Here is a 10,809-nt window from a genome sequence, read left to right on the forward strand (position 1 = left end):
GGACGCGTGCCGCCCGGCACGGGAGCGACGCCGGTGTCCGGACCGCTCGGCAGAGGCGACGGTCCACCCGGGTTCACCGGGCCGCCACCGGCCACCGGCACGGTCCCGGCCATACCGGGCGCGGACCCGCTCGGCACCGAGCCCCCGCTGAACCCGGAGGCGCTCGTACCGGAATCGGGGATGGAGATCACGCCCGACCCCGCACGCTCGGCACCTCCGCTGTCCGCGCCGCTGAACGACGGCGGTTCGGCGAACACCGGCTGCTTACTTCCGGCGTCGTTCAGCTCGGTGTCGTACTGCGTCATCACCCGGGCGGCCTCTTCGTGCGCCTGGTGGCTGCGCTCCTGCTTCTCGATCGTCTCGCTGATCAATCCCGTGATGTCGAGGCCGCCGTCGCCCCACTTCTTCATCTCCTCTTCCATACTGAAGGGGATGGGCTCCGGCATACTGTTCTTCGCGGTCGAGGCGGCCTGTGTCTCGTTGTAAAAGGTCTGCGACGCCATCTCGGCGTTCCGCGAGTTTCCGTCCGCCCATTTCGCGAGTCCAGTGAAGTAACCGTGAGCCTGATTAGCCGCGGCACCCTCCCAACCCTGCATGGATTTGCCGACACTCTCCCTGAGCTCGTCAGAAAGCTCACGCAGCAACTTGTGCATGTCGTGGTAGGCGTTGGAGTACATCTCGATGTCGGCCAGCCGGACAACATCGAGATCGTCCTTCATCTTTTGATGAGGGGTCGCCGCATAGTTGTGGTCGGAGGCTGGCGGGCCGTCCCGGTACTCGAACCCGAACGACTCGAGTTCGCTCTGCCGCTCAGCGTTGATCGTCTGAGCTTGGATACCACCCCGCGCCATGGCCACGACCCTGGACACGATATCCGTCTCGCCCGCCTGTTCCCGCGCGATGATATAGGAATCCATCATCGGGGGCGGCAGCTCTCGCAATTGCGAGTCGGACAGTTTTGGTGGTACACCACCCTCGTCGAGATACCTTTGCATCTCACCCGAGGACTGTCTCAGGAATTCCTCTGCGCCAAGCTGTCTAGACATACGACGTCCCCTTGCTCCTTCTCACCCTAGAGGAAGTTTTTCATCGACCTGCTCGGCCAAGCGGGCCGCGTGCTCACAACGCGTTTTCTCGTCCGCGTGGGACAAGATGACGTCGACACGGGAGTCCGCACCGACCGCGAGCGACACGACACAGGAGATTTCGTTCGCAGTCTGGACCACGTCACGCCCCGACGAGTCGATCGACCCATTTCGACGTCCGTTGCCCAGGTCCGGTACAGCGTCCGTGCCGGCGTTGTCGAAGACAATGACATCAACGAGAGATGATTTTCCGGCTGCCGAGTCCGCCGCTTCTTGCCACATACATGACCGTCCCTGACCCGCCACCCGTGCGGTGGGGTCCCCGAAATCACCGAACTCGTCGAGTTCAGCCGCCGTCAGCAGTGAACACGGGTCTACTTTCCGCACGTTTCCGGGCGAGCCGGTCTGCCCGAGGGACGGCTCCCCACTACCCGGTACAGGCCTATGCGAATCGGCCATTTCCGGCGCACCCTGCTTCGTGCTCGAACAGGCTGTGACAGACAACGCCAGCACAACCACCGCGCCGACGAACCTCCATGGAAGCGGCATGTCACTCCTGACCAGAGTTCAGATTTCGAATCGTGCCTTCTTCAATTTCCTTGTACTTCTTCATCGCCGCTTCGAGGGCAACGACGGAATCGCTGATAGCTTCGTTCAACTGACGGAGTACTTCTGCCGCGGAACCCGGCCCCTCGGCAAGCGCCTGACGCTGGTGACTCGCCACTCGCTGGCCGTAGTCGTGGTCTCCCAGCGGGGGTTGCAGCGTGGCCACCGAAATCAGGTCATGCTCGAGGGTTTTGATTCTGTCCCGCATGGCCAGTAGCGTTGTCCTGAGCGGTTCAGCGGCGTCCTCGCTGACGCGGAATCCCCCCGACCGCGCGGAGTCCAGCATCGCCTTCGCGTCCGAGGCCATATCGCCGACCGAGGCTTTCGTCGCCGCGGCCACGGACGCAGCGGTCGCAGCATGCTGCCCCACGGGCGTACCGTCCGAGCCTTCGTCATCCCACGTAATGGCCATTGGCACCTCGCTTCCGCTTCGGGCTACGGCAACTCCAACGGTCACCTGCAGTGCACGGCTTGGTTCAAATCGACACCGACTCGGCTTTTGCCGGGGCCGGACGTGCGGAGCCCGGTCAGCCGCCCAGGGTGGTGCGGACCTGGGCCATCAGGTGCTGAATGATGCGGGCGTTGTCCGCCGGGGCGTAGGTGAGCCACTTCTGGCCGTCGTCCGCGGCGCGGCTGGTGCAGAAGACGCGGCCGTCCTCGGTGTCGAACCACGCCACGGGCTCAAGGTGACGCTGTTTGCCCTCGGTTCCTCGGGCGAATGCCGTGAACTGCCCCAGCCGCACCTTCGGCTTCTCGAACATTCGTTCCACCGCGCGCAACTGCGGGTTGGACCGCCCGCGTGGGGCGGACGTTCCGGCGAACGGATCGTAGGAGTCCTCTCCGGCCCGGCCTCGCGGTTCCGGTTGCCGCTCCGGCTTGGCCACCGTCACCGACTGGCCCGGCGCGGGCCGCGTCGCAGGCAGGAGATCCACGATCGCGGGGACAAGAGCCTCCGGGCGGATCTGCTCGAACACCAGCAGATTGCCCTCCTGCTTCACGAGGACCGCCGCCTGCCCCTCCGCGGCCGAGCGCGCGAACAGCCGGGCCTCGCCCTCGAGCATCGCCGCCGCCGTGATCGCCACGCCACCACGGGCGAACGTGGTCACCGCCGCCTCGACGTCGGCGTCCAGCCTGCCGCCGCGCACCAGCCCTCGACCTTCGAGGTCACGGAACACCGCGTCCCGGATCTGCCGCCGCGCGTCGTGCGTCTCCCCCAGATGCGGCACCTCGAAGGGAAACGGCGCACGTCCCAGTCCGCAGTGCTCGAACAGGATGTCGACAGCCGCCAAGGACAACGAAAACGACCGCACCATGCCCCGAACTCCCCCGGTATCGTTCGATATGTCGGGGATGCACGGTAGCAGTCACCACCCCTGACCACCGGCGATAGCCCGAACGGGTGGCTCCGGGCCGCCGTGCGGGCGGACCCGTGCGCTGTGAGCGAACCGTGTTGCTCGGCCGGGCCGCGCCTGCTGTGGTGATTTCATGGCCGAAGAGAAACCCACGCTCGTGCTACACCTGGTCAACGGCGCCGAGCCGTTGCTCTTTCCGCTCCGGCAGGAGGATGTCGCCGAGTTCACCAAGCGACTGCACCTGCACCTCGAACACGGGTCGGTGACCACCATCCACACCACCGAGGGGCTCGCCGTCACCGTCAACTTCGCGCACGTGGCCGTCGCCTACATCGACGACCTGCAACGCCAGGGCAAGGTGTTCGGGTTGCACTGAACCGCACGGGTGCCCGCCCAGCCGCACGGGTGCCGCACGGACACCGCACCGGGGCCGCGCGGCCTCACCACCGCACGACCCCGCCCGGTGCTCACAGCTCGTACAGGCGCTTCCAGTTCTCCCGGCTGGTCAGCTCGGGCATCGCCTGCCGGTACCGGGCCTGCACCGCACGCCCTTCCTTGCGCAGGCGGTTGATCACCAGGAGGCTCTGCCGTGCCAGTTCGAACATGCGCTGCCGGTCGTAGCGGCGCACACGCACGCCCTCCTGGGAGGCGTCGGTGACCACGGCGGTCTCGAACTGGGAGACGTGCCACCAGTGCGCCTCGTCGTTGGGGATCGCGCCGAGGCCGAAGCGGTGCTTGCCCATCAGGCGGTAGATGATGCGCTTGAGCAGCACCAGACGCTGAAGGCTGGGCCGCGGCGACGAGTTGATGATGCCGATGTCGTTGGACTCGATGCCGGGCACGTCGGTCGGGTCGTGCCGCTTGGTCTCCGGATACCGGGCGCGGATCTCACGGATGCGCTTCATCGCCGCGACCCCGCCGTCGTGCAGGATCTCGGGCCCCTCCAGGAAGTCCTCGACCGCCTTGATCAGCGTCGCGGTGAGGCCGTACTGCATCCCCAGCAGGTACCGCACGACCTGGGCCATCAGCACCCGGGAGAGCACGTTGAGGTCGAACGGGCTGTGCAGCGCCGCGGTGATGATCGAGTTGCGCAGGTTGAAGTAGCGGTGCCACTCGTCCCAGTCCTTCCAGTGGAAGTCCGCGTGCCAGACACCGGCGCCGGGAAGAGTGACGGTCGGGAAACCCTGAGCCCGGGCGCGGTAGCTGTACTCCGCGTCGTCCCATTGGAAGAAGAATGGCAGCGGGTAGCCGATCCGCTTCACGACCTCGTACGGGATCAGGCAGGACCACCAGCCGTTGTAGCCGGCGTCGAGCCTGCGCTCCTGCTTGTTCGGCTTGCCGGTGGTCTCGTCGACGCCGAGCAGGTCGGCCGTGGTCAGGCTGTGCTCGACGGGCTGCCCGGGCTCCAGCGTGTTCAGGTTGGCGTACTCGGCGCCGACGTGGAGCTGGTTCGGGTGCAGCAGGTTCAGCATCTGCCCACCGACGATCATGGGGTTCGCCGCGCGGTTGGAGAACGCGGTCAGCCGGATCACCAGATCCGGCTCGAGCAGCACGTCGTCGTCCATGAACAGCACGTTCGCGTGCTCGGTATCGGTGTGCCCGGCGACCTCGTACAGCCCGCGCGTGAACCCGCCCGCACCGCCGAGGTTGGGCTGCTTGATGTAGTGCAGCTTGCCTCCGAGGCGCCCGGCGACCTCGGCGAACCCCTCGCGTGAATCGACCGTGTCGGTGCCCTGGTCGGCGACGTAGATCGCGTCGAGCGTCTCCAGCGCGGGCAGCGAGTCGGCCAAGGCACGCAGGTTGCTCAGGCAGTCGTCGGCGCGGTTCATCGTGCAGATGGTCACCGCGGTCGGGCGAATCCGTTCGGGCGCGTCCACGGTCCAGCGCACCTCCGAGACGGTGAGCCGCTGCCCGGCCTCGGTCTCCAGGTCGAGCCAAAGCGCGCCGCCGTCGAGGAACTTGTCCAGTGGCGACTCCAGGCGGACCCGCTCGCCCTCGCCGCCCGGCGTGCGAACGGCGACGGTGCGGGGCTCACCCTCCATGTCGGACGCGCGCAGCGCGAGCCGCCCCGTCCCCGACACGGTCGCCTCCACCGTCACCGAGGACGCCGTGGTCCAGCGCTGCCAGTAGCTCGCGGGGAACCGGCCGAAGTAGGTGTTGCCGGAGATCCGCGCGGAGGGCTCCAGCGTGATGCGGTCGCGCTCGCGGGCCACGACCCCCTCAAGAACCTCCGCGTAGAGGTCCTTGCTCACCACATCGGACGGTCCCGCGTAGAGGCCGCGCTGGGTGAGGAGTCTGCCCGCGGACGCGTGCTCGGAGAACAGGGTCTGCTCCTCGCCAGCGGACACGGCGACGGGTGCCGAGCCGTCCGCGGCCTGCTGCGGCGGGGTGGCCGGTGCTGCTTTACCGGGCATGAGACCTCAGTCCTCCAAATGAAGAGTCTTCACGCGGGAGTCGTGCCGGTAAGGTACAGCCCCTCGTCGCCCGGGGCGGCGCCTGCCCGTTCACGGGCGTCGTTCCCGGAACACGACCCACTTGAGCATGATGAAGTTGATGGTGGTGGCGGTTCCCTGCGCCAGCACCCACGCCAGCGCCACGCGCCACGACGCGTCCGGCAGCAGGTGCAGGGCGAGCGCGTTGGTCCCGACATTGACGAAGAACGTCACGGTATAGAGCAGCACGAATCCACCGAGCTGCCCCGCCCCGCCCTTTTGTGCCCCAGTGAAGGTGAAGCGCCTGTTAAGGAAGAACGCCGCCGTGGTGCCCGCGATGAAACTGAGGGCCTTCGCCAGGTGCACCCACGTGCCCGCCTGCAACAACAGCCAGTACAGACCGGAGTCGACGAGCGCGCAGAAGCCGCCGATGAGCAGGAAACGCAGCACCTGGGTGAGCAGGCCTGGCGAGGACGGTCCCACCGCCTCGTCCGCACGCGAATCGGTCGCCACCATGCACTACCTCGTCGCCGCCTGTCGCCTCGTCCCTGCCGAGTCTAGGCCGGTCGTCCCGGCTACTCTGGTCAGGGTGAGTACCGAACGGCGGACACTGACCGGGTGGGGACGCACCGCGCCGACCACGGCGGACGTGCTGCGCACCCGCGAGGTCGACGACATCGCACGGGCGGTGACGCGGGCGGGCGAGCGGGGAGTCGTCGCGCGTGGCCTCGGCCGGTCGTACGGAGACCCGGCCCAGAACGCCGGGGGCCTGGTGATCGACATGACCGCGCTCGATGAGATCCACTGGATCGACCCGCACACCGGCAGGGTTGACCTCGACGCGGGCGTCAGCCTGGACGCGCTCATGCGCGCCGCGTTGCCGTACGGGTTGTGGGTACCGGTGCTGCCGGGAACCCGCCAGGTGACCATCGGCGGTGCGATCGCCAACGACATCCACGGCAAGAACCATCACACCGCGGGCAGTTTCGGCGACCACGTCGAGTCGATGGACCTGCTCACCGCCGATGGTAAGGTCCGCACCCTCACCCCGCACGGGCCGGAATCCGATCTGTTCTGGGCCACCGTGGCCGGTATCGGGCTCACCGGCATCGTGGTGCGGGCCACCATCCGGATGAAGAAGACCGAGACCGCCTACTTCGTGGTGGACGCCGACCGCACGGCCGACCTCGACGAGACGCTCGCCCTGTTCCGCGACGGCTCCGACGAGGGTTACGACTATTCCATGGCCGTGCCCGACCTGATCTCCTCGGGCGACCGGCTGGGGCGGGCGACGTTCTCCCGAGGCAGCCTGGCCACGGTCGAGGCGCTGCCGGACAAGCTGAAGGCCGACCCGCTCAAGTTCGACGCGCCCCAGCTACTGACGTTGCCCGACGTGTTCCCCAACGGGCTCGGCAACAAGCTCACGTTCAGCGCGATCAACGCCCTGTGGCAGCGCACGGTGCCCGAGCGTGGCGCGCGGGGCAAGGTCCAGAACCTGACGCAGTTCTACCACCCGCTCGACATGCTGGGCGAGTGGAACCGCGCCTACGGTTCCCGTGGTTTCCTCCAGTACCAGTTCTCCGTGCCGTTCGGCGCGGAAGACACTCTCAAGGCACTGTGCCGCCGGATCGCGACCTCGGGGCACTACTCGTTCCTCAACGTCATCAAGCGGATGGGCCAGGCCAACCCCGCGCCGCTGTCGTGGCCGTCGCCGGGGTGGATGCTCAGCGTCGACTTCCCGGTGAAGAAGGGGTTGAGCGCGTTCTGCGACGAGCTCGACGCCGAGGTGCTGGCCGCCGGGGGCCGCCTTTACACGGCCAAGGATTCGCGCACCTCGCCGGAGGTCTTCCACCGCATGTACCCGCGCCTCGACGAGTGGCGCAAGATCCGCGACTCCGTGGACCCCGACCGCATCTTCCTCTCCGACATGGCCAGGAGGCTCGAACTGTGATCGACGCCGTGGGCAACCCCCAGTCGCTGCTGCTGCTCGGCGGCACCTCGGACATCGGGCTCGCGATCGCGGAGCGTTACCTCTCCGCGCGGCCGCTGCGCGTCGTGCTCGCCGCGCGCCCCTCGTCGCGGCGCGACGCCGCGGCCGAGCGCATGCGGTCCGCCGGTGCGGACGTGACCTGCCTCGATTTCGACGCGAGCGACACCGCGTCGCACCCGGCCGTGCTGGACAAGGCGTTCGCCGCCGGGGACATCGACGTCACCGTGGTGGCGTTCGGTTTGCTCGGGGACGCGGAGCGGGCGTGGCAGGACCACGGCACGGCGGTGGAGCTGGCGACCGTGAACTACACCGCCGCCGTGTCGGCAGGCGTGGCACTGGCGGGCAAGCTGCGCGCGCAGGGCCACGGCAAGGTCGTCGCGCTGTCCTCGGTCGCGGGCGAGCGGGTGCGGCGGTCGAACTTCGTCTACGGCTCGACCAAGGCCGGGTTCGACGGGTTCTACCTCGGGCTCGGCGAGGCGTTGCGGCCCCACGGCGTGACGGTCACCGTCGTCCGGCCCGGTCAGGTGCGTACGAAGATGACCGAGGGCATGGGCAAGGCACCGCTGGAGCAGACCGCCGAGCAGGTGGCCGACATCGCGGTCCGCGCCGTGCGCGACGGCAAGGACCTCGTCTGGGCCCCGGGCACGTTCCGCTACGTCATGTCCGCACTCCGCCACGTCCCCCGCCCCCTCTTCCGCAAACTCCCCATCTGACGCCCCCTCGCGGCCCGCGAGTTGCCCTTTCCCGTCCGCGAGTTGCCCCTCGCGGCCCGCGAGTTGCCCTTTCATGTCCGCGAGTTGCCCCTTGCAGCGCCCCGGGATCGCGAGGTTCCCCTGGCCGCGCGAGGTGTCGTGCGACGCCCGGGAACGCCGAGGCTCCACGGCCCGCCGTATGAGTTCGTGAACGGGCTTTCAGCCGGTACGGGCCAGTGAGATGAGCGGCAACCACGGAAGGATCTCGGTCGAGCTCCGCGAGCCGACTGCCCGGGCTCGCGGGGCTCGCGACCACAGCTAGCGGGTTTCCAACACGCTTCACCGGCCCAGAGGCAACTCGCCACGCCGCACAGGCAGCTAACGGGGCGCGAGATACAACTCGCGGGTTGTCCGGAACAACTCGCGGGCCGCAGGGCCGCGCGGACCGAGAAGCGGGCAACTCGTCGGCCGGTGAGGGGCACCTCGCGGACCGTGAGGGGCACCTCGCGGACCGGAAGGGGCAACTCGCGGACCGGGAGGGGCAACTCGCGGGTTACTGGAGGAGCCAGTAGCCGAAGGAGGTGTACTCCGGGTAGGGGCTCAGCAAGGGGCGGACGGGTTCCAGTTCGATCGTGGGGTTCGCCGAGGTCACCAGATCGCCCGGGATGGTGAATCGCGCGGTGGACCAGCGGTCCGCGCCCGGGGGCAGCGTCCACACGCCCGCGTCACGACCGTCGACCCGCACCCGTACCTCGTGATTCGACCCTGGCGCGAGCACGCGCGTGGCCAGGGTGGTTTCCCGGCCCGGCACGAGGTCGTGCGCGGTGAACGACTCGCCCCCCACGACGATCCGGCCGCTGTCGATCACGTCGTCGTGCCTGCGGAGTGTGGTGTGCGGCTGGAGACCTTCCTGCTGCATCCGCACGGCGTAGTCGTGCCGCTGTTCGCTGTCGAGGTCGCCGGTGTTGAGGTAGTCGCGCACCTCGCCCGGAACCGGGGCGCGCTCGCCACTGCCCGCGAGACTCCAGTCCGCCCGGTGCACGCGCATGTCGGAGAACGGCACGATGCGGCGCCCGTCGAGGCTCGCGGGGGCGCGCACGGGGAATACCTCCAACGGCCGCTGGCCGAACAGGCCCGCGTCGGCGAACGGGCGCATCGAGGCACCCGGCGGCGGTTCGTACACCGCGAAGTGGGTCGGCCGCTGCTCCGGCGGCAGCCCGCGCAGCGCCTCGTAGAGGCTCCCGGGGCCGTTGTTCGACGCCTCGGCCAGGCCGTTGGTGGCCAGGCCGACGGTGTCGATCACCCTGCGGTGCCCGAAGTAGGCGATCGCGCCGACGTCCTTGACCGCCACGATCGCGTCCCGCGGCAGGTTCCGGTCGATCCACGCCGCCACCGACACGTCGGTGTCGCGGATGGTGGCCGCCTGCCTGCCCAGCCGCACCGCCCAGGTCGGCGTCGCGACGGTGGTGAGCAGCAACGCCACGAGCAACGCGGCGTGCAGCGCGTACCGGCGCGGCCGGGGCCGGGGCACCAGGCGGGTCACCCCGTACACGCCGCACACCGCGAACAGCAGGAACAGCGGCACGAACGGCTGAAAGTAGCGCAGCTCGTGGATCAGCGCGGTTGACAGGGTCGACGCCGAGGCCACGACGGCACCGAACCCGAGCGCCACGGCCGTGACCAGGACACGCCACCGCGGCCGGGTGGCGAACAGGTACGCGAGCCCCGCGACGCACAGCACGAGCGCGCCCGGGAAGGCGAAGTCGGTGTCGTTGAGCCCGCCGAACCGGTCGAGCACCCCGCGCACGTTGGCGACGGTGCGGTCGACGAACTCACCCAGGTAGAACACGGGCTGGTCGTAGAGGTGCGACTTCGACTGCACCCCGTTGGCGCGCACGGTGCCGGTGGCCAGTGCGTAGAACACGTACTGGGCCACCCCTGCCGCCAGCGGGAGCATGCTCAGCGACACCCACCGCGCCCGACCGCCCGTGTGCTCGCCCGCGCGCCCGCGGGCCCTCCGCCCGGCGATCAGCGTCCACGCCATCGCGCCGCACAGCATCAGGGCGAAGACGAGGCCCTCGGGCCGCACGAGAGCCAGCGCCACGCCGACGAGCGGGGTGACGACGAACCGGCCCGACGCGCGTTCCCGCACGAACGCGAGCACGGCTCCGACCACCAGCGCCGCCGTCAGCCCGACCTCCATCCCACTGACCGCGCCCCACAGAAGCGGGCCGCTGACGGCCGTGAGCACCCCGGCCCACGCGCCCACGGCCCTGCCGACGAGCAGCGTGCCCAGCCGTACCGTCAGGCCCGCCGCGAGCGCGACGCACACGACACCGAACACCACCGCGAACCACAGCAGCCAGTGGCCGCCGAAGCCGACGGCGTGCGCGGCCCCGAGCACGAACGCGTACAGCAGGCTGCTCGCCCCGGTGGAGATCGGATCACCGGTGTTGTACTCGAACGGGTGGCCGGAGCCGAGCTGCGTCCCGTACTGGAGGTGGATGTAGGCATCGTCGATCGGGGCGATGAGGTGGCCCTGGTTGTAAGCGAGGTCGACGACGACGAACACGACCCCGAGCAGCAGGCTCAGCGCGCCCGCGCCCCAGGCGACCGGGTCGCGCCCGGCGAGGGCGGCCCGCACGCCACGGC

At 69.1% G+C, this 10,809-nt stretch carries 9 protein-coding genes and 1 pseudogene; 3 read left to right on the forward strand and 7 right to left on the reverse strand.

The genetic code is table 11. From position 1 onward, the window contains the following. From SACSA_RS26270 to SACSA_RS0115915, 4 genes and pseudogenes are all read right to left on the reverse strand, one after another. Nucleotides 1-1,046, reverse strand: a pseudogene (locus SACSA_RS26270) (hypothetical protein); the annotation flags it as partial. Nucleotides 1,047-1,067: 21 nt separating this feature from the next. Continuing rightward, a complete protein-coding gene (locus SACSA_RS24770; RefSeq protein WP_083940276.1) occupies nt 1,068-1,634 on the reverse strand; it encodes a DUF3558 family protein in 567 nt (188 codons plus the stop codon). Nucleotide 1,635: 1 nt separating this feature from the next. After that, on the reverse strand, nt 1,636-2,103 hold the full coding sequence (locus SACSA_RS0115910; protein ID WP_019818641.1) for a hypothetical protein: 468 nt from the start codon (nt 2,101-2,103) through the stop codon (nt 1,636-1,638). Nucleotides 2,104-2,218: 115 nt separating this feature from the next. Further along, nucleotides 2,219-3,004 (reverse strand): ESX secretion-associated protein EspG, encoded by a 786-nt coding sequence (locus tag SACSA_RS0115915; protein ID WP_019818642.1) that lies wholly within the window; start codon nt 3,002-3,004, stop codon nt 2,219-2,221. 172 nt (nt 3,005-3,176) lie between these two features. Here SACSA_RS0115915 and SACSA_RS0115920 point away from each other — a divergent pair, with 172 nt between their 5' ends. Next, complete coding sequence (locus SACSA_RS0115920; protein ID WP_019818643.1) at nt 3,177-3,419, forward strand: hypothetical protein; 243 nt, start codon at nt 3,177-3,179, stop codon at nt 3,417-3,419. 91 nt (nt 3,420-3,510) lie between these two features. On the opposite strand, the gene SACSA_RS0115925 is transcribed toward SACSA_RS0115920, so the two are convergent. Further along, the gene (locus tag SACSA_RS0115925) at nt 3,511-5,457 is read right to left on the reverse strand and encodes a glycosyltransferase (RefSeq protein WP_019818644.1); all 1,947 of its coding nucleotides are present in this window, start codon (nt 5,455-5,457) and stop codon (nt 3,511-3,513) included. 90 nt (nt 5,458-5,547) lie between these two features. Continuing rightward, a complete protein-coding gene (locus tag SACSA_RS0115930) occupies nt 5,548-5,991 on the reverse strand; it encodes a GtrA family protein (protein WP_019818645.1) in 444 nt (147 codons plus the stop codon). A gap of 73 nt (nt 5,992-6,064) precedes the next feature. Here SACSA_RS0115930 and SACSA_RS0115935 point away from each other — a divergent pair, with 73 nt between their 5' ends. Together SACSA_RS0115935 and SACSA_RS0115940 are read left to right on the forward strand one after the other, a co-directional pair. After that, nucleotides 6,065-7,426 (forward strand): FAD-binding oxidoreductase, encoded by a 1,362-nt coding sequence (locus SACSA_RS0115935; protein ID WP_019818646.1) that lies wholly within the window; start codon nt 6,065-6,067, stop codon nt 7,424-7,426. After that, nucleotides 7,423-8,178 (forward strand): decaprenylphospho-beta-D-erythro-pentofuranosid-2-ulose 2-reductase, encoded by a 756-nt coding sequence (locus SACSA_RS0115940; RefSeq protein WP_019818647.1) that lies wholly within the window; start codon nt 7,423-7,425, stop codon nt 8,176-8,178. Before SACSA_RS0115935 ends, SACSA_RS0115940 begins: the two co-directional genes overlap by 4 nt. 532 nt (nt 8,179-8,710) lie before the next feature. Here SACSA_RS0115940 and SACSA_RS23325 read toward each other — a convergent pair. Next, nucleotides 8,711-10,801: a DEAD/DEAH box helicase family protein gene (locus SACSA_RS23325; protein ID WP_048876866.1), complete on the reverse strand. Its 2,091-nt coding sequence runs from the start codon at nt 10,799-10,801 to the stop codon at nt 8,711-8,713. Nucleotides 10,802-10,809: the final 8 nt, after the last annotated feature.

It is taken from the genome of Saccharomonospora saliphila YIM 90502 (assembly GCF_000383795.1).
Classification (GTDB): Bacteria; Actinomycetota; Actinomycetes; order Mycobacteriales; family Pseudonocardiaceae; genus Saccharomonospora; species Saccharomonospora saliphila.

Excerpts from the sequence above, each read along its gene's own strand:
- SACSA_RS24770 (WP_083940276.1), bottom strand. The coding sequence starts at position 1,634 with ATGCCGCTTCCATGGAGGTTCGTCGGCGCGGTGGTTGTGCTGGCGTTG.
- SACSA_RS0115910 (WP_019818641.1), bottom strand. The coding sequence starts at position 2,103 with ATGGCCATTACGTGGGATGACGAAGGCTCGGACGGTACGCCCGTGGGG.
- SACSA_RS0115915 (WP_019818642.1), bottom strand. The coding sequence starts at position 3,004 with ATGGTGCGGTCGTTTTCGTTGTCCTTGGCGGCTGTCGACATCCTGTTC.
- SACSA_RS0115920 (WP_019818643.1), top strand. The coding sequence starts at position 3,177 with ATGGCCGAAGAGAAACCCACGCTCGTGCTACACCTGGTCAACGGCGCC.
- SACSA_RS0115925 (WP_019818644.1), bottom strand. The coding sequence starts at position 5,457 with ATGCCCGGTAAAGCAGCACCGGCCACCCCGCCGCAGCAGGCCGCGGAC.
- SACSA_RS0115930 (WP_019818645.1), bottom strand. The coding sequence starts at position 5,991 with ATGGTGGCGACCGATTCGCGTGCGGACGAGGCGGTGGGACCGTCCTCG.